Origin of the sequence: Micromonospora sp. NBC_01392, from assembly GCF_045040125.1 — a bacterium.
Taxonomy (GTDB): domain Bacteria; phylum Actinomycetota; class Actinomycetes; order Mycobacteriales; family Micromonosporaceae; genus Micromonospora.
In genome coordinates this window covers 3,967,338-3,984,185 of sequence record NZ_CP109549.1, presented here as the reverse complement: position 1 = coordinate 3,984,185, position 16,848 = coordinate 3,967,338, and the positions used below count along the sequence as shown (strand labels likewise).

At 71.7% G+C, this 16,848-nt stretch carries 19 protein-coding genes and 1 riboswitch; of the genes, 17 read left to right on the top strand and 2 right to left on the bottom strand.

Features of this window, described 5'->3' with window-relative positions; genetic code table 11:
• Window positions 1-17: 17 nt before the first annotated feature.
• The 15 genes from OG767_RS17280 to OG767_RS17210 all read left to right on the top strand — a co-directional run bounded on the left by OG767_RS17280 (window position 18) and on the right by OG767_RS17210 (window position 11,723).
• Window positions 18-764 (top strand): SAM-dependent methyltransferase, encoded by a 747-nt coding sequence (locus OG767_RS17280; protein WP_405089492.1) that lies wholly within the window; start codon window positions 18-20, stop codon window positions 762-764.
• 87 nt (window positions 765-851) lie between these two features.
• Window positions 852-2,039 (top strand): PP2C family protein-serine/threonine phosphatase, encoded by a 1,188-nt coding sequence (locus OG767_RS17275; RefSeq protein ID WP_281941329.1) that lies wholly within the window; start codon window positions 852-854, stop codon window positions 2,037-2,039.
• A 48-nt stretch (window positions 2,040-2,087) separates the two neighbouring features.
• Window positions 2,088-2,558, top strand: coding sequence for a MarR family transcriptional regulator (locus OG767_RS17270; protein ID WP_281941327.1), 471 nt, complete (start codon window positions 2,088-2,090; stop codon window positions 2,556-2,558).
• A 298-nt stretch (window positions 2,559-2,856) separates the two neighbouring features.
• Window positions 2,857-3,492: a CDP-alcohol phosphatidyltransferase family protein gene (locus OG767_RS17265; RefSeq protein ID WP_405089491.1), complete on the top strand. Its 636-nt coding sequence runs from the start codon at window positions 2,857-2,859 to the stop codon at window positions 3,490-3,492.
• Complete coding sequence (locus tag OG767_RS17260) at window positions 3,489-4,439, top strand: DUF881 domain-containing protein (RefSeq protein ID WP_405089490.1); 951 nt, start codon at window positions 3,489-3,491, stop codon at window positions 4,437-4,439. The genes OG767_RS17265 and OG767_RS17260 overlap by 4 nt, the downstream gene beginning before the upstream one ends.
• Complete coding sequence (locus OG767_RS17255; RefSeq protein WP_007071104.1) at window positions 4,436-4,768, top strand: small basic family protein; 333 nt, start codon at window positions 4,436-4,438, stop codon at window positions 4,766-4,768. Before OG767_RS17260 ends, OG767_RS17255 begins: the two co-directional genes overlap by 4 nt.
• Window positions 4,769-4,778: 10 nt before the next feature.
• Window positions 4,779-5,711 carry a DUF881 domain-containing protein gene (locus OG767_RS17250; protein WP_405089489.1) on the top strand — a complete coding sequence of 311 codons (933 nt, stop codon included), beginning with the start codon at window positions 4,779-4,781 and terminating at the stop codon, window positions 5,709-5,711.
• Between the two features lie 55 nt (window positions 5,712-5,766).
• Entirely contained in the window at window positions 5,767-6,147 is a 381-nt protein-coding gene (gene gcvH, locus OG767_RS17245) for a glycine cleavage system protein GcvH (protein WP_107157839.1), read from the top strand.
• Window positions 6,148-6,365: 218 nt separating this feature from the next.
• The gene (locus OG767_RS17240) at window positions 6,366-6,818 is read left to right on the top strand and encodes an FHA domain-containing protein (protein WP_007071101.1); all 453 of its coding nucleotides are present in this window, start codon (window positions 6,366-6,368) and stop codon (window positions 6,816-6,818) included.
• A 50-nt stretch (window positions 6,819-6,868) separates the two neighbouring features.
• A complete protein-coding gene (locus OG767_RS17235) occupies window positions 6,869-7,573 on the top strand; it encodes a MerR family transcriptional regulator (protein ID WP_405089488.1) in 705 nt (234 codons plus the stop codon).
• A gap of 215 nt (window positions 7,574-7,788) precedes the next feature.
• Window positions 7,789-8,253 carry a bifunctional nuclease family protein gene (locus tag OG767_RS17230; RefSeq protein WP_088647333.1) on the top strand — a complete coding sequence of 155 codons (465 nt, stop codon included), beginning with the start codon at window positions 7,789-7,791 and terminating at the stop codon, window positions 8,251-8,253.
• Window positions 8,254-8,463: 210 nt separating this feature from the next.
• Window positions 8,464-9,054, top strand: coding sequence for a MerR family transcriptional regulator (locus OG767_RS17225; RefSeq protein WP_405089487.1), 591 nt, complete (start codon window positions 8,464-8,466; stop codon window positions 9,052-9,054).
• Window positions 9,055-9,446: 392 nt separating this feature from the next.
• Window positions 9,447-9,836 carry a group 1 truncated hemoglobin gene (locus OG767_RS17220; RefSeq protein ID WP_405089486.1) on the top strand — a complete coding sequence of 130 codons (390 nt, stop codon included), beginning with the start codon at window positions 9,447-9,449 and terminating at the stop codon, window positions 9,834-9,836.
• An 8-nt stretch (window positions 9,837-9,844) separates the two neighbouring features.
• On the top strand, window positions 9,845-11,008 hold the full coding sequence (locus OG767_RS17215; RefSeq protein WP_405089485.1) for a globin domain-containing protein: 1,164 nt from the start codon (window positions 9,845-9,847) through the stop codon (window positions 11,006-11,008).
• Between the two features lie 55 nt (window positions 11,009-11,063).
• Complete coding sequence (locus OG767_RS17210; protein ID WP_405089484.1) at window positions 11,064-11,723, top strand: DivIVA domain-containing protein; 660 nt, start codon at window positions 11,064-11,066, stop codon at window positions 11,721-11,723.
• Window positions 11,724-11,791: 68 nt separating this feature from the next.
• Here the strand turns inward: OG767_RS17210 and OG767_RS17205 are convergent, their stop codons facing one another.
• The gene (locus tag OG767_RS17205) at window positions 11,792-12,448 is read right to left on the bottom strand and encodes an NAD(P)H-binding protein (protein WP_405089483.1); all 657 of its coding nucleotides are present in this window, start codon (window positions 12,446-12,448) and stop codon (window positions 11,792-11,794) included.
• Between the two features lie 153 nt (window positions 12,449-12,601).
• Here OG767_RS17205 and OG767_RS17200 point away from each other — a divergent pair, with 153 nt between their 5' ends.
• Together OG767_RS17200 and gcvP are read left to right on the top strand one after the other, a co-directional pair.
• Window positions 12,602-13,441, top strand: coding sequence for an NAD-dependent protein deacetylase (locus OG767_RS17200; protein WP_405089482.1), 840 nt, complete (start codon window positions 12,602-12,604; stop codon window positions 13,439-13,441).
• Window positions 13,442-13,498: 57 nt separating this feature from the next.
• Window positions 13,499-13,589, top strand: a riboswitch (glycine riboswitch).
• A gap of 73 nt (window positions 13,590-13,662) precedes the next feature.
• The gene (gcvP, locus tag OG767_RS17195; RefSeq protein ID WP_405089481.1) at window positions 13,663-16,485 is read left to right on the top strand and encodes an aminomethyl-transferring glycine dehydrogenase; all 2,823 of its coding nucleotides are present in this window, start codon (window positions 13,663-13,665) and stop codon (window positions 16,483-16,485) included.
• Window positions 16,486-16,579: 94 nt separating this feature from the next.
• Here the strand turns inward: gcvP and OG767_RS17190 are convergent, their stop codons facing one another.
• A complete protein-coding gene (locus OG767_RS17190; RefSeq protein WP_107157847.1) occupies window positions 16,580-16,780 on the bottom strand; it encodes a DUF5999 family protein in 201 nt (66 codons plus the stop codon).
• Window positions 16,781-16,848 lie beyond the last annotated feature (68 nt).

Below are 16,848 nucleotides of genomic sequence, written 5' to 3'. Positions count from 1 at the left end.
GGGAGGGAGCCCCGTCGATGGTCGAGCCGGACCTGCCCAGCACCGCCCGCATGATCGACCACTGGCTCGGCGGCCGGGACCACCGCCCGGTGGACGTGGCCGCGGCGACCGCGTTCGAGGCGGCGTACGGGCCGTGCGCGGCGATCTTCCGCTCGTTGCGGGCCTTTCTCGGCCGCACCGTGCGGGCCGTCGCCGCCGCCGGGGTGGACGAGTTCCTCGTCTTCGGCGCGGGCGTGCCGACCTGCGGAAACGTGCACGAGGTGGCACCTGAGGCGAGCGTGCTCTACACCGACGCCGACCCGGAGACGGTCCGGCTCGGCCAGCGCCTGCTGGCCGGCAGCGACCGGGCCGGCTACGGCCACGGTGACGCCAGCGACATCGGTACGCTCGATCCGGCCCAGCTGCGTCGCTTCGTGCCGGGCTGGGGGAGCGGACCGGTCGGGGTGGTCTTCCTGGGCCTGGCCGCGTTCCTGGACGACGACACGCTCGCCCGGACGCTCGACGAGCTGTGCCGGGCGGCGGCGCCGGGTAGTTGGCTGGCGATCGACTTCGACGGCCCGGAACTCGCCGCGTACCCGGAGGCGCTGGCCATGATGGGGCCGGCGTTCCGGATGCGCGAACCCGAGCGGTTCCCGCCGCTGCTCGGCCGGTGGCGTCCGACGGCCGAGGGCGTGGTGCCGGTCGCGCGGTGGCGGCCGGTGGGCGAACCGGAGCCGGTGCCGGACGCGTTTCACGGCGCGCTGGCGTGTCGACCGGCCGACTGAGCCGCCGGTCGAGGTGGCGCGTCCGGTGTCGGTCCTCCTCCGTATGATGTTTGCTCTGTAGCAATAGTCGTCATCGGAGGATGAAGCATGCCGGAGGCGTCCGGATCGGTGTCGCGTGCCCTGCGCACGGCGCCCCCCGACCAGTTGGCGGAGACCGCGGACGCGGTGTTGCGCCACACGCTCGGCGCCGCGCGTGCGGAGGTGTTCGTCGCCGACTACCGGTCCAGCGGCCTGTGGCCGGTGCTGGACCCGGAGCGCCCCGACGGCGGCCCGCTCCGCTCCCACGGGGTGGCCCAGCGCTGCTTCAGCAGCCAGGAGCCGGTGCTGGACACCGCCGACGACGGCCGGTGCCGGGCCTACCTGCCGCTGTCGGTGTGGGGCGAACGGCTCGGGGTGCTGATGGTCGAGCTGCCGGCCGTTCCGGACGCGGCGACGGTGGCGGCGGCCCGGGACGCCGCCGGCGACCTGGCGGTGGCGATCCGCGCGGCCGACCGGGAGACCGACCGCTACCGCCGGGCGCGTCGCCGGGAGCGGCTCAGCATGGCCGCCGAGATGCAGTGGGACCTGCTGCCCGGGCGCAGCGTCCGGCACGGTGACGTGCTGCTGGCCGGGCAGCTCGAGCCGGCGTACACGGTGGGTGGTGACCACTTCGACTGGTCCGTCGACGGGGACCGGCTCACCGTCACGGTGCTCAACGGCGCCGGCAACGGGTTGTCCGCGTCGCTGCTCACCGCCGTGACCGTCAACGCGATGCGGAACGCGCGCCGCTCCGGCGGCAGCCTGGTGGAGCAGGCGGAGCTGGCCTCCGACACGATCTTCTACCAGCACCGGGGCAGCCGGCACGTGGCCACGCTGCTGCTGGAGCTGGACGGCCGGCGGGGCGTGGTCCGGGCGGTGGACGCGGGTTCCCCGCACGTGCTGCGGCTGCGCGGCGGCCGGGTCACCCCGGTCACACTGGACCAGCAGTTGCCGCTGGGCATGTTCGCCGAGACCCGGTACGACGTGCAGGAATTCGGCCTGGAGCCGGGCGACCGGCTCTTCGTCGTCAGCGACGGGGTGTACGCGGCGGAGCCGGACGAGCAGGAGCCCTACGGCGCGCGGGCGATGGCGCGGGCGATGCGGTCCACTCGGCTGCAGCCGGCCACCGAGGCAGTTGGTACGGTGATGCGCGAACTGCACGCGTACCATGCCGACGCGGATCTCCGCGACGACGCGGTCGTCGTCTGCCTGGACTGGCGCGGTTCCAGCCGGCCGGACGACGCCTCGCGGCGGTGACCGGGGCGGCGGGGCGAACACGAGCGGGACGATCGCAGGGGACAGCGAGTGGAGCGACCTCCGAATCTTGCCGCGGCCGTCGAGGCGGCTGCCGAGGCGCTCATCGGTGTGCTCGACTCGGCCACCTCACGGCACAACCTCAGCGTCTCGCCCACCCAGTTGCGGGTGCTGTCGCTAATCATGTCCCACCCGGACACCAACGTGAACCGGCTGGCCGAGCTGCTGGACGTGGTGCCGTCGTCGGCCAGCCGGCTCTGCGACCGGCTGGAGGCGGTCGGGTTGCTGCGCCGGGTGGCCGACCCGAGGGACCGGCGCGAGGTGCGGCTGCTGCCCACGAACGCGGCGGAGTCGCTGCTGCGCGAGTTGCAGGAGCGGCGGCACCGGGCGGTGCAGGCGGTGCTCGACCGGATGCCCAACCGGGTGCAGCACGAGTTGTTGCTGGCGTTGCTGGCGTTCGGTCAGGCGGCCACCATGACCGCGCCGCAGTCGGGTTCCGACTCCACCGCCCGCTCGGCGTGACCCCGGGTGCGCAAGCCGCAGCCGCTCCACCAGTGTCCTAGGATGCCTCACGCGATGTGACGCTGCCCACCACCGCCACGCTGAGCAGCCACGCAGCAGGGCAGCCGGAAGAACGCGGGAAGCCCGATATAGTGGCAGCGCAACTGGCCGGCCCGGGTCGCTGTGACCGCGGGCCGCAACGGGGAGGTCCCAGCCCGGGATCGCAGAGGCTGCCGGCGTCTGACCGGCCGGCAACGCGTACGTTCCTCCGGCGGCCGTTCGACGGCCGCCGGACCGTGCTGCGGAGGGAGGGTGAGGGGTGTCGCGTCGGCCGGCTCCAGCGGAGCACCCGGGGGACACGGCGACGGTCGCGGCGGACCGCGTCCTCACGTTGCCGAACCTGATCAGCTTCGTCCGGCTGCTGGGCGTGCCGCTGTTCCTCTACCTCTTCCTCGTGGTCCGCGCCGACGTGGTCGCCATCGTGGTGCTGGCGGTGGGCGGCACCAGCGACTGGGTGGACGGCTGGATCGCCCGGCGTCTGCAGCAGGTGAGCCGGCTGGGTGAGTTGCTGGACCCGCTTGCCGACCGGCTCTACATTCTCGCCACGCTGCTCGCGTTCACCGCCCGCGAGGTGGTCCCCTGGCAGTTCACCGCGGCGCTGTTGGCCCGGGAACTGCTGCTGCTCGGCTCACTGGGGGTGCTGCGCCGGTACGGCTACGGCCCGCCGCCGGTGCACTACGTGGGCAAGACCGCGACGTTCCTGCTGTTGGCGGCGTTCCCGATCCTGCTGCTGGCCGACGCCGCGCCGGGCGCGGCCACCGTCGCCGGGGCGATCGGCTGGGGCCTGGCCTGGTGGGGGTTGGTCCTCTACTGGGCCGCCGGGGCGATGTACGTGGTGCAGGCGCGTCGGCTGGTCCGGGCGATGCGGGCCCGGCGCGCGGGGGTGTCGGCGTGACGGCGGCGCCGCCGCGGGACGGGGAACGCGACCCGTCGGCGCGGGTGTACGCGCCGGACTTCCTGACCGAGTTGTTCCGCAATCCGTTGGATCCGGGGTACGGGGACGCCGCGGCGCGGCGTGCGGTCGGTCCGGTGTCGCGGGTGCGGCAGGTGCTGGCCCGGCCGGTGAGTCTGGTGGTCCTGGCGGTGATCGGGTTCCTGTTCGCGGTGGCGTACCGGGAGACGATGGCGGAGGAGCCGAGCCGGGCGACGGCGCGGGCCGGGTTGATCGCGGAGATCAAGCAGCGGGAGGCGGAGACCGACCGGTTGACCCAGCGGGCGGAGCAGTTGCGCGTGGAGGTCGGTCGGCAGCGGGACGCGGCGTTGAGCGGCTCGCAGGCGTCCCGGTTGCGCAATCTTGAGGCGGGGACGGGCCTGGGGCGGGTGCGGGGCGACGGTGTGGTGGTGCGGTTGGTGGACGCGCCGCGTGACAAGGACGCGGTGACGGGTGCCGAGGCGGGTCCGTCGCAGGTGTTGTACTCGGATCTGCAGAAGGTGGCGAACGGTCTGTGGGCGGCGGGCGCGGAGGCGGTGTCGATCAACGGGCAGCGGCTGACGGCGACGTCGACGATCCGGCAGGCCGGGGAGGCGATCCTGGTGGACTACCGGCCGGTGACGAGTCCGTACGAGGTGCAGGCGATCGGGCCGGGGTCGATGCGGGACCGGTTCGACGACGGTCGGGCGGCGGCGTTGATGCGTGAGGTGGCGAAGACGACGGGGTTGTCGTTCGGGGTGAAGGAGGTCGACGACCTCACCCTGCCGGCGGCTCCTGAGCCACGGCTACGCTACGCCGAGTCGCCGGCGAGTCCGAGTCCGGTGCCGTCGGGCTCGGGTGTCGGGGGCTCGTCCAGTCCCGGGCCGTCCGGCTCGGGTGTTTCTCCCAGTCCCTCCGGAGGTGGCCGATGATCGCGGTGCTGGCGTTGCTCGCCGGGGTGGTGCTGGGGGTGTATCTGGATCCCACGGTGCCGGCGGCGTTGCAGCCGTATCTGCCGATCGCGGTGGTGGCCGCGTTGGACGCGGTGTTCGGTGGGGTGCGGGCGAAGCTGGACCGGATCTTCGACGACAAGCAGTTCGTGGTGTCGTTCATCTCGAACGTGCTGGTGGCGGGCCTGATCGTGTACCTGGGTGACCAGTTGGGGGTGGGCGGTCAGTTGTCCACCGGCGTGGTGGTCGTGCTCGGGGTGCGCATCTTCGGGAACGTGGCGGCGATCCGCCGGCACCTGTTCCGGGCGTAGGTTGGTGGGGATGAGCGAGGAACACAGGGAGACGGGTACGGGCTGGCCGTCGCCGGTGGGGCCGGGGCGGCCGTCGGGTCCGGCGGGTGAGCCGGATCCGCGTCCGGACGCGCCCGATCCGGACGAGTTGAGCCCGTTGGCACCGGTGGAGCCGGTATCGCCCGCGGCGCCGGTGGAGCAGGAGGACGTGCCGGCGCCGGCGGAGGAGCCGGGGGCCGCGGCGGCGCCGGATCGTGCGCCGGTGTCGCGCCGGTTGACGTCGGCGGGCGCGATGATCGCGGTGTTGCTGGCGTTGTTGGGCTTCACGCTGGTGGTGCAGTTGAAGACGACGTCGACGGATCCGACGCTCGCGGCGACGCGGGAGGAGGACCTGGTGCGGATCTCGTCGGATCTGGATTCGCGGGAGCGGCGGCTGCGGCAGGACATCGAGGCGTTGGAGGAGAGCCAGCGTCAGTTGCGCTCCGGTGAGCTGGGTCGGCAGGCGGCGTTGGAGGAGGCGACGCGGCGGGCGGACGAGCTGGGCATCCTGGCGGGGACGCTGCCGGCGGTGGGGCCGGGTCTTGAGGTGCGGTTCTCGGGGCCGGAGAAGGCGATGTCGTCGACGCGGATCCTGGACGCGGTGCAGGAGTTGCGGGGTGCGGGCGCGGAGGCGATGCAGATCCAGGGCGCGGACGGCACCGCGGTGCGGATCATCGCGTCGACGTATTTCGTGGACGCGTCGGGTGGGGGTCTGGTGGTGGACGGGCGGCGGTTGAGTGGCCCGTACACGATCCTGGTGATCGGTGACCCGGCGACGATGCGTACGGCGTTGAACATTCCGGGCGGGGTGGTCTCATCGGTGCGGGACGCCGCCGGTAACGTGACGTCCGAGGATCGTGAGGTTGTGGAGGTTTCGCAGCTGCACGCGCCGATCAAGCTGGACCACGCCCGGCCGGTCTCCTGACCGGTCGCGGCCCGCGCCGGTTCGTCCGGTGCACCGATGACGAAGGACGCAGCTGGTGATTCCTGAGGATCTGCGGTACACCGCCGAGCACGAGTGGGTGGTCGGTGGTGACGGTGGTGTCGTCCGCGTCGGTATCACGCACTTCGCGCAGGATGCCCTGGGTGACATCGTGTTCGTGCAGCTGCCGGACTCCGGTGCGGTGGTGGCGGCCGGTGAGTCGCTGGGGGAGATCGAGTCGACGAAGAGCGTGTCGGAGATCTACGCGCCGTTGAGTGGCACGGTGTCGGCGCGCAATGAGGCGTTGACCGACACGCCGGAGGTGATCAACACGGATCCGTACGGTGCGGGTTGGTTGGTGGAGATCACTCCGGATGATCCGGCGGCGGTCGAGGGTCTGTTGACCGCTGACGCGTACCGCGAGCTCACCGAGAGCTGAGTTCGTGTCGTGCCGGGCGGGCGGAGTTGGTTCCGCGCGTCCGGTTGCCCTGCATTTCGGCGCTGGCTAGGCTCGCCCAGTCGACCGAGAACCAATTGTTTGAGCGTTGCGGAATGCGCCTTCCCGGGCATGGGGAGCCAGCCGCCGGGTGTGGGTTCGCCCGGCGGCCAGACCCGCCATTCCCCGACGCCGACCGAACAGATCCGTGAGGTGGTCCCATGACGCGGCCCGACGACGAGTTCCCCCCGCTCGACGTCACTTCGACGCTCAATCTCGGTTCGCTCGACGAAGTGCTGGAGGGGCCGGACACCGATGTGGTGCCGAGCCGCATGTCCGGTTCGTTGCCGCCGGGAATGGCGTTGCTGGTGGTTCGGCGGGGCCCGAATGCGGGTGCCCGGTTCCTGTTGGATCACGATGTGACGACGAGTGGTCGGCACCCGGACAGTGACATCTTCCTCGATGATGTGACGGTGTCGCGGCGGCACGCGGAGTTCCATCGGGACGGCGGCACGTTCACGGTGCGGGATGTGGGCAGCCTGAACGGCACGTATGTGAACCGTGAGCGGGTCGAGGCGGCGACGTTGAGCAACGGTGACGAGGTGCAGATCGGCAAGTTCCGGGTCGTGTTCATCGCTGGTCCGCGCCCGGAGGAGGAGGCCGGCCGGGGGTGAACGAGCCTGCGGCTTCGACGCCGTCCGGGGCGGGGCGGGCGCCTGCGCTGATGAGTATCGGCGAGGTGCTGGCGCAGTTGCGGGCGGAGTTTCCGGACGTGACGATCTCGAAGTTGCGGTTCCTGGAGGCCGAGGGCCTGGTGGAGCCGCAGCGGACGCCGGCGGGTTACCGGAAGTACGGCTGGGACGACGTGGCGCGGTTGCGGTTCGTGTTGTCCGCGCAGCGGGATCAGTATCTGCCGTTGCGGGTGATCCGGGATCAGTTGGCGCAGTGGGACGGCTCGGATGCGTCGCCGTCGGGGCGGGCGCGGCCGAATCTGGTGGCGGTCGGTCCGGGTGGTGTGGTGCCGGGTCGGGAGCCGCCGGAGCCGGTGGAGTCGCCGGAGGTGCGGCTGGGTCGGGCGGAGTTGATTGCCCGTAGCGGGGTCGACGAGTCGACGTTGGTCGAGTTGGAGCGGCTCGGTGTGCTGGTGTCGGATCCGCCGGGGTGGTACGACGGGGATGCGTTGATCATCGCGAGTGCGGTGGCGGGGTTGGCGGCGTACGGGTTCCAGCCGCGGCATCTGCGGGCGTACCGGTCGGCGGCGGATCGGGAGGTCGGCCTGTTCGCGCAGTTGGTGGCACCGTTGGCGCGGCAGAGTGATCCGGCGGCGCGGGCGCGGGCGGCGGAGACGGCGCGGGAGTTGATGGCGTTGTCGCAGCAGTTGCACGCGGCGTTGGTGCGGGTAGGGCTGCGGTCGACGTTGGGTCGGTGAGGTTGTCGGTGGGGGTCGGGTGCCGGTGGGTGCCCGGCCCCCTTCGTCGTGGGTGGGCGCGGAAAGATCGGCCGGGATGGGCGTGTCGTAGGCTTGCCGGGGTAAGCCCGTCTGTCGAGGCGTGGTGCACGTAGCGCGTGGGACTCTCGTGTCCTGGTCCGTGTACCGTGCAGGGAAGGGCGCGGTGCGCAGGTGACGACGACACGGAGGCGGCGGTGCGCGAGCTGAGCGTGGTCGGAGTTCGGGTGGAGTTGCCGAGCAACCAGCCGATCGTCCTGCTGCGGGAGGTCGAGGGGGACCGCTATCTGCCGATCTGGATCGGTGCGGTCGAGGCGACGGCCATTGCTTATGAGCAGCAGGGGGTCAAGCCGGCGCGGCCGTTGACGCATGATCTTCTGCGGGATGTGTTGGCGGCGTTGCAGGCGCCGTTGCGGGCGGTGGAGATCACCGAGTTGAAGGAGAACGTCTTCTACGCGGATCTGCTGCTGGGTGACGGGGTGCGGGTCTCGGCGCGGCCGAGTGACTCCATCGCGTTGGCGTTGCGGGTGGGTGCGCCGATTCGTTGTGCGGAGCAGGTCCTGAGTGAGGCGGGGATCGTGATTCCGGATGAGCAGGAGGACGAGGTGGAGAAGTTCCGGGAGTTCCTGGAGCAGGTGCGGCCGGAGGATTTCGCGGGCTGACTGGTGGCCGGCCGGCTGGCCGGGGTGCGCGGCGGTGGTTGTCACGGTGGTGGCGGCTGGCCGCCGTGTGTGCTGTTGTGGGTTGGTGGCGCGGCGTGTCGGGGTGCTCCTGCCGGTGTTGTCGGCTGTCCGGCGTTAGGGTTGCCGTGTCGAGGGGTGCGCGTACGGGGAAGTCGACGTGGCGCCGCACGGGCGGGGAGGTTGGTCCGGATGCACGAGCCGCGAGATCCTGGTCCGAGTTCGGAGCAGCAGGCGGGTGTGGGGCCCGAGTCGTTCGGTGACGGCGAGGTGGGTTATCGGGGTGTGACCGCGTGTTCGGCGGTGGGGATCAGTTACCGGCAGTTGGACTACTGGGCGCGGACGTCGCTGGTGGTGCCGAGTGTTCGGGACGCGTCGGGTTCGGGGACGTCCCGGTTGTATTCGTTCCGCGACCTGGTGGTGTTGAAGGTCGTGAAGCGGTTGTTGGACGCGGGGGTGTCGTTGCAGAACATCCGTCGGGCGATCGATGCGTTGCGGTCGCGTGGGGTGGATGATCTGGCCGGCATCACGTTGATCTCCGATGGGACGACGGTGTACGAGTGCCGGTCGCCGGAGGAGGTGGTCGACCTGTTGCAGGGTGGCCAGGGCGTGTTCGGCATCGCGATCGGTGGGGCGTTCAAGGAGATCCAGGGTTCGTTGTCGCATCTGCCGGCGGAGCCGGCGGGTGGGTCGGGTCGGGAGGTTCCGGTGGAGCCGGAGCCGGAGGCGGATTCGGTGGGGGACGAGTTGGCGGCGCGTCGTGCGCGGCGTCGTGCCGGGTGATTCTCGGCGTTTCGGTTTTGGGATCGCGTCGTGGCTTTTCGGCCCGGCGCGATCTTTCGTTTGGTGACGGTGGGTAAGTCTGCTGGGTGGGGTGGGGCGGGTTCGGTGGTGGGTGGGGTGTGCGCAGGTCGCGATGGGTAGCGATGCGGTGTCCGAAAGGGACCGTGGGTGGTCCGGTGGGCGGGCCGGTGGGTGTCCTGGGGCGGTTTTGTTGACTGTCCGTGGTTGAGGGTTGTCGGGATGGGGTTGGGGCAGGCGTGAACGGTGGCGGCGGGCGCGCTATGGTCCGTCACTGTCGTTGACGCGTCGATGTCACGGTGCGTGTTGTCGCGTCGACTGGCGTTGTCCGTGCCGCGGCGTCGCCGCGGGGCCCCTTGGTGGAAGGACCGAGCATGACGGTGACGAATGAGGCCACCCCGATCTCCCACTACGACCGCATCGGTGGTGCGGCGGCGGTGAAGGCGGCGGTGGAGCTGTTCTACGACCGGGTGTTGGCGGATCGGGAGTTGGTCGGCTACTTCGCCGACGTGGACATGGTGGCGCAGCGGCGGCATCTGGCGTTGATGTTGACGGTGGTGCTGGGTGGGCCGGACGACTACGCGGGTCGGGGGTTGGCGGAGGCGCATCAGCCGTTGGCTATTCCGGGGGCGCACTACGCGAGGGTCGGTGAGCACCTGAGCGCGACGTTGGTGGAGTTGGGTGTGCCGGCGGAGGTGATCGCCGACGTGCAGGTGGTGTTGGGGCAGGTGCGGGGTCAGATCGTGTCGGCGGGGAACGCCTGAGCGTGGACGTGGATCGGCTCAGGCAGAGCTGGTCGGTGGTCGCCGCGCACGGTGACCAGGTGCCGCTCTACTTCTATTCGACGTTGTTCCTGGCGCATCCGGAGACCCGGCAGATGTTCGGCACGAACATGGCGGGGCAGCGGGACCGGTTGGTGTCGGCGTTGGGGCACATCGTGTCGCACGTGGACCAGGTGGATCGGCTGGTCGGTTTCCTGCGGCAGCTGGGCGCGGATCACCGTAAGTTCGCGGTGCGTGCCGAGCATTACCCGGCGGTCGGTGAGGCGCTGGTGGAGACGCTGCGGCACTTCTGCGGTGACGGGTGGTCCGAGGAGCTGGCGGCCGACTGGGCGGCGGCGTACGGGTTGGTGTCGCGGGTGATGACGGAGGCCGCGCAGGCGGCGGAGGCGCATTCGCCGCCGTGGTGGGTGGCGGAGGTGTTGACCCATGAGCAGCGCACGTTCGACGTGGCGGTGTTGACGGTGCGGCCGCAGTATCTGTTGCCGTTCGTGCCGGGGCAGTCGATCGGGGTGTCGCATCCGGCGGTGCGGTCGTGGCGGTACTACTCGCCGGCGAACGCGCCGCGCGCGGACGGCACGGTGGAGTTGCACGTGCGGGCGGCGCCGGGTGGCGCGGTGTCGTCGCGCCTGGTGTACGGGTGCGCGGTGGGTGATCAGATCCATCTGGCGGCGCCGGTGGGGGACGGGTTGACGTTGCGGTTGGCCGGGTCGTCGGATCTGCTGCTGTTGGCCGGTGGGACCGGTTGGGCGCCGGTGAAGGCGTTGGTGGAGCAGGTCGCGGCGGAGGGGTCGGGCCGGCGGGTGGACCTGTATGTGGGGGCGCGGTCGAGGTCGGAGTTCTACGACAGCGAGGCGATCGACAAGGTGGCCGCGTCGTGTCCGTGGTTGCGGGTGTCGTACGTGGCGGGGTCGGATCCGGTGCGGCCGGGTGAGCAGGCGCGGGTGGTGGACCGGGTGTTGGCCGACGGGGACTGGCGGTCGCGGCATGTGTACGTGTGTGGGTCCGACGAGATGGTGGGCCAGTCGGTGGCGGCGTTGACGGGGGCCGGTTACCGGTCGGGTCAGGTGCACCACGAGGGTTTCGGCAGGCAGTGGTACGGGCCGGCGTGGCGTGCCGTCACGGCCGCCGACGAGTCCACGGAGATGGTCCGGTGAGCGCGAGGAGTGAGCCGGTCCTGCGAGCCCCGCAGTCGCGAACGGAGATGGTCCGATGAGTGCGACCCCGATCAGTGGTTACGACGCGCAGCAGGTGTCCGGGTCGGTGCAGGTGCGGTTGACCTCGGACCGGGTGCGGCGGTGGGAGTTCGGGTCGGCGGCGTTCACCAGGCGTGGCTATGAGCAGGCCGATGTGGACCGGTTCCGGGTGCAGGTGGCCGACGAGTTGGATCTGCTGGCTGCGCAGGTGGCGAATCTGCGGGCGGAGAACGAGCGGCTCAACGACCATCTGGAGTTGCACCGGCACGGGGTGATTCCGAGCGCCGACACGCCGGTGCGGCCGGCGGCGAAGGAGGTGAATCTGCTGTCGGCGGCGCAGCGGGAGGCGGAGCAGATCATCGCGCAGGCGCACGACTATGCCCGTCGGGTCGCCGAGTACGCCCGGACGCAGTATGAGAGTTATCTGCGGGCGGCGGCGGAGGAGGCGAAGCAGGAGGCCGAGCGGGCGGTGATGGAGTACCGCCGGGCCGCCGGTGGTGAGGTGGACGATTCGGTGGCGACGCGGGAGGCGTTGCGGATCTTCGGCGAGATGATGATGTCGCACATGCGGGCGGCGGCCCGGCATCTCGACGACGGCAGTGAGCAGTTGGCGCGGACGATGGAGCGTCTCACGCGGGAGGCGCCGCAGCCGGCGTTGCCGCGTCACCAGCGGTGAGCGCCGGTCCGGTCCGCCGTGTGGGTGGGCCGGACCGGCGAGGCCGGCCGTGGTGTGCGGGTGGTGGGTCAGCGGGTGAGCGCGTCGACGGCGTCGGCGACGGGGGTGTCGCCGGCGGCGAGTTCGACGGTGTGCCCGGCGGTGCCGGGGGTCTCCAGCAGCGCCAGGAGGACGCGGGCGACGTCGGCGCGGCTGATCGCGCCGGCTGGGACGTGTCGGGCGAGGGTGATCCGGTCGCCGGGTTCGTCGTCGGTGAGCCGGCCGGGCCGTAGCACGGTGACGTCGAGGTCGCGGCCGGTGACGTCGTCCTCGGCGGCTTTCTTGGCCCGCAGGTAGGCGGCCCACACGTCGTCGGTGTCGGGGGCGGGTGGGTCGTCGACGCCCATGGAGGAGACGAGCAGGTAGCGGCGGACGCCGGCGCGGACGGCGGCGTCGGCGAGCAGCACGGCGGCGCCGCGGTCGACGGTGTCCTTGCGGTCGGCGCCGCTGCCGGGGCCGGCGCCGGCGGCGAACACCACGGCGTCGGCGTCGGCGAGGTGCCGGGCGAGCGTGTCGGCGTCGGTGTGTTCCAGGTCGCACACGACCGGTTCGGCGCCGGCGGCGCGCAGCGCGGCGGCGTGGTCGGGGTTGCGGATCAGCCCGACGGGGGTGTCGCCGCGTCCGGCGAGGTCTCGTTCGAGCAGTTTGGCGATCTTTCCGTGGCCTCCGGCGATGACGACGCGCATGTGCTCAACCTAGCCCGCCGGGTGGTCGCCGCGCCGGGCGACCAGCCTGGTTGATCATGAGGTTGGCGGCAGGATCCGGCGCGCCGCGCGCCGCCAACCTCATGATCACCGGCCGGGGTGGGCGGGTGGGGGTGCGCGAGGCAGCATGGTGGGGTGAGTGATGCGTTCGAGGGGTTGGCGCGGCTGCTGGCCTGCGGGGGTGTGGTGGTGCTCAGCGGCGCCGGCCTGTCCACCGAGTCGGGCATTCCGGACTATCGGGGGCCCAGCGGTGCGGCGCGGCGGCACACCCCGATGACCTACCAGGCGTTCACCGGTGACCCGCAGGCGCGGCGACGCTACTGGGCGCGCAGCCATCTCGGGTGGCGGACCATCGCGCGGGCGGCGCCCAACGACGGGCACCGGGCGGTGGCCCGGTTGCAGCAGGCGGGGCTGCTCGACGGCATCATCACGCAGAACGTCGACGGGTTGCACACCGCCGCCGGCGCGACCGGTGTGATCGAGTTGCACGGCCGGCTCGACGAGGTGACGTGCCTGGACTGCGGCAACCTGACCGGCCGGGACGAGCTGCACCGGCGGTTGACCGAGGCGAACCCGGGGTTCGACGCGCGGGTGGCGCACGTGAACCCCGACGGTGACGTGGAACTGCCGGACGAGGCGGTGGCCGGGTTCCGGGTCGTCGACTGCGGGGTGTGCGGCGGGGGCATGCTGAAACCGGATGTGGTGTTCTTCGGCGAGACGGTGCCGGCGCCGCGGGTGGCGGACTGTTTCGCGCTGGTGGAGGGGGCTCGGGCGGTGCTGGTGCTGGGGTCGTCGTTGACGGTGATGTCGGGGCGGCGGTTCGTGTTGCGGGCGGCGAAGCGGGGCATTCCGGTGGCGATCGTCAACCAGGGTGTCACCCGCGGTGACGGGTACGCGGCGGTGCGGTTGGACGCGCCGTTGGGTGCCACGTTGACCGCGTTGGCCGCCGGGTTCGCCGAGCCGGCGCCGGTGTGATCACACCCTGGGACATGAGCCGGAAACACGGCCGCTGGTAGCGTGGGGGGTGCCGGTACCACCCACGTGGGAGAGACCGTCGACCCGACGGCGCCGAAGGGGCAGATTCTCCCCGGAACCTCTCAGGCAAAAGGACCACGTGGGCAGGCGCTGTGGAGCGCGTCAGCGTGACTCAGGGGGAGGCCGACCCGTCGACCTCGCCCCCACAAGGAGCGCCGCGCATGACCGCTGAGCAGTTCGCCGACCGGCACATCGGCCCCGGCCCGGACGACGAGCGCCGCATGTTGGAGGCCGTCGGCTACGGCTCCGTGGACGAGCTGATGGACGCCGCGATCCCCGAGGTGATCCGCTGGCACGGCACGTTGGACCTGCCGGCGCCGGCGTCGGAGCGGGAGGCCCTGGCCGAGCTGCGGGCGCTCGCGGCCCGTAACACGGTGGCCGTGTCGATGATCGGCCTGGGTTACCACGGCACGCACACCCCGGCGGTGATCCGTCGTAACGTGCTGGAGAATCCGGCCTGGTACACCGCGTACACGCCGTATCAGCCGGAGATCAGCCAGGGTCGGTTGGAGGCGTTGCTGAACTTCCAGACCATGGTCACCGATCTGACCGGGCTGGCCACCGCGAACGCGTCGATGCTCGACGAGGGCACCGCCGCGGCGGAGGCGATGACGCTCGCGCGCCGCGCGTCGAAGAGCAGGAGCCCGGTGTACGTGGTGGACGCCGACGCGTTGCCGCAGACCATCGCGGTGATCGCCAGTCGCGCCGAGCCGCTCGGTATCGAGGTGCGGGTCGTCGACGTCGACGTCGAGGAGTTGCCGGCGGAGTTCTTCGGCCTGCACCTGCAGTATCCGGGTGCGTCCGGGGCGGTCCGGGACCACGCCCCGCTGGTCGAGGCGGCGCACGCGGTGGGCGCGTTGGTGACCGTCGCGGCGGACCTGTTGGCGTTGATGGTGCTGCGCCCGCCGGGGGAGATCGGCGTGGACATCGCCGCCGGCACCACCCAGCGGTTCGGGGTGCCGATGGGGTTCGGTGGGCCGCACGCCGGCTATCTGGCGGTGCGTGCCGGTCTGGAGCGGATGTTGCCGGGCCGTCTCGTCGGGGTGTCGCGCGACGCCGACGGCAATGCCGCGTACCGGTTGGCGTTGCAGACCCGTGAGCAGCACATCCGGCGGGAGAAGGCGACCAGCAACATTTGCACCGCGCAGGTGCTGCTGGCGGTGATGGCCGGCATGTACGCGGTCTATCACGGCCCGGACGGGTTGCGGGCGATCGCCCGGCGTACCCGTGCGGCGGCGGCGCGGTTGGCGGCCGGGCTGCGCGCGGGCGGCGTCGACGTCGCGGACGTGGCGTTCTTCGACACCGTCACCGCGACGGTGCCGGGTCGGGCCGCGCAGGTGGTGGCCGCGGCGGCGGCGCGCAACGTGAACCTGCGGCTGGTGGACGCCGACCGGGTCGGGGTGTCCTGCGACGAGACGACCACGGACGCGCATCTGCGGGCGGTGTGGGCGGCGTTCGGCGTGGACGGTGTCGACGGTGACGTGGACGTGGCGCTGCCGGACGGGTTGGCCCGCACCGGTGACGTGCTCACCCATCCGGTGTTCCGCAGCCACCACTCGGAGACGGCGATGCTGCGGTACCTGCGGCGGCTGGCCGATTTCGACTACGCCCTGGACCGGGGCATGATCCCGTTGGGGTCGTGCACGATGAAGCTCAACGCCACCACCGAGATGGAGCCGGTCACCTGGCCGGAGTTCGCGCACCTGCACCCGTTCGCGCCGGACGCGCAGACCGTCGGCTACCGGGAGTTGATCGCCCAGTTGGAGGGTTGGCTGGCGGAGGTGACCGGCTACGACGCGGTCAGCGTGCAGCCCAACGCCGGGTCGCAGGGGGAGCTGGCCGGGTTGCTGGCGATCCGCGCGTACCACCGGGACCGGGGTGAGGGGCACCGGGACGTGTGTCTGATCCCGTCGTCGGCGCACGGCACGAACGCCGCGTCGGCGGTGATGGCCGGCATGCGGGTGGTCGTGGTGGGCTGCGACGGCGACGGCAACGTCGACCTCGTCGACCTCGACGCGAAGATCGACAAGCATCGGGACGCCCTGGCGGCGATCATGGTGACGTACCCGTCGACGCACGGCGTGTACGAGACGGGCATCGCGCAGTTGTGCGCGAAGGTCCACGACGCCGGCGGTCAGGTGTACGTCGACGGGGCGAACCTCAACGCGCTTGTCGGGTTCGCGAAGCCGGGGCGCTTCGGCGCGGACGTGTCGCACCTGAACCTGCACAAGACGTTCTGCATTCCGCACGGCGGCGGCGGGCCGGGGGTGGGTCCGGTGGCGGTGCGGGCGCACCTGGCGCCGTTTTTGCCCGGTGATCCGGTCGGCGCGTCCGTCGACGGGCGGCCGGCGATCTCCGCGGCCCGGTACGGGTCGGCGGGGATCCTGCCGATCCCGTGGGCTTACCTGCGGATGATGGGCGCCGACGGGTTGGCGCGGGCCACCGCGGTGGCGGTGCTCGCGGCGAACTACGTGGCGGTGCGGCTGCGGGAGCACTTCCCGGTGTTGTACGCCGGCAACAAGGGCCTGGTGGCGCACGAGTGCATCCTGGACCTGCGGCCGTTGACGAAGGCGACCGGGGTGAGCGTCGACGACGTCGCGAAGCGGCTGATCGACTACGGTTTCCACGCGCCGACGATGTCGTTCCCGGTGGCGGGCACGCTGATGGTGGAGCCGACCGAGAGTGAGGACCTGGCCGAGCTGGACCGGTTCTGCGACGCGATGATCGCCATCCGCGCCGAGATCGACCAGGTGGGGTCCGGGCGGTGGCCGGCGGGCGACAGTCCGCTGTCGAACGCGCCGCACACCGCGGCGATGGTGTCCGGTGACGAGTGGCCGCACCCGTACCCGCGGTCGGTGGGTGCCTATCCGGGGGCGGTGGACCGGGCGGGGAAGTACTGGCCGCCGGTGCGGCGCGTGGACGGCGCGTACGGGGACCGGAACCTGGTCTGCTCGTGTCCCGCGCCGGAGGCGTTCGAGGAGTGAGGGCGTGCACGCCGGGGCGGTGGTGGATCGCCGCCCCGGCCGGCGCGCCGACGGGCTTCGTCGGCGCGTACGCTCACTGACGCTGCGTGATTACTCAGGCGACGAGGGCGTGGCGGGCCGGTCCCCGGTGCGGGGCGATGGTCCGCCCGTCGGGGAGCAGCTCACCGGTGTCCTCGAAGATGATGACGCCGTTGCAGAGCAGGCTCCAGCCCTGCTCAGGAAAGCAGGCGAGGACGCGGGCGGCCTCGCGGTCGGTCGCGTCGGCGGAGGGGCAGGTGGGCTGGTGCTGACACATCGGGTTCTCCGGACTGTGGGGGCACTGTGTCATGGTTCACATGACCAGTGACGCACAGTACCAAGCTC

Bases quoted from the DNA above. Each gene is read 5' to 3' on its own strand.
- OG767_RS17190 (WP_107157847.1), bottom strand. From the start codon at position 16,780: ATGTGTCAGCACCAGCCCACCTGCCCCTCCGCCGACGCGACCGACCGC.
- OG767_RS17255 (WP_007071104.1), top strand. From the start codon at position 4,436: ATGATCGCGGTGCTGGCGTTGCTCGCCGGGGTGGTGCTGGGGGTGTAT.
- gcvP (WP_405089481.1), top strand. From the start codon at position 13,663: ATGACCGCTGAGCAGTTCGCCGACCGGCACATCGGCCCCGGCCCGGAC.
- OG767_RS17275 (WP_281941329.1), top strand. From the start codon at position 852: ATGCCGGAGGCGTCCGGATCGGTGTCGCGTGCCCTGCGCACGGCGCCC.
- OG767_RS17235 (WP_405089488.1), top strand. From the start codon at position 6,869: ATGAGTATCGGCGAGGTGCTGGCGCAGTTGCGGGCGGAGTTTCCGGAC.
- OG767_RS17220 (WP_405089486.1), top strand. From the start codon at position 9,447: ATGACGGTGACGAATGAGGCCACCCCGATCTCCCACTACGACCGCATC.
- OG767_RS17210 (WP_405089484.1), top strand. From the start codon at position 11,064: ATGAGTGCGACCCCGATCAGTGGTTACGACGCGCAGCAGGTGTCCGGG.
- OG767_RS17240 (WP_007071101.1), top strand. From the start codon at position 6,366: ATGACGCGGCCCGACGACGAGTTCCCCCCGCTCGACGTCACTTCGACG.
- OG767_RS17280 (WP_405089492.1), top strand. From the start codon at position 18: ATGGTCGAGCCGGACCTGCCCAGCACCGCCCGCATGATCGACCACTGG.
- OG767_RS17250 (WP_405089489.1), top strand. From the start codon at position 4,779: ATGAGCGAGGAACACAGGGAGACGGGTACGGGCTGGCCGTCGCCGGTG.
- OG767_RS17205 (WP_405089483.1), bottom strand. From the start codon at position 12,448: ATGCGCGTCGTCATCGCCGGAGGCCACGGAAAGATCGCCAAACTGCTC.
- OG767_RS17225 (WP_405089487.1), top strand. From the start codon at position 8,464: ATGCACGAGCCGCGAGATCCTGGTCCGAGTTCGGAGCAGCAGGCGGGT.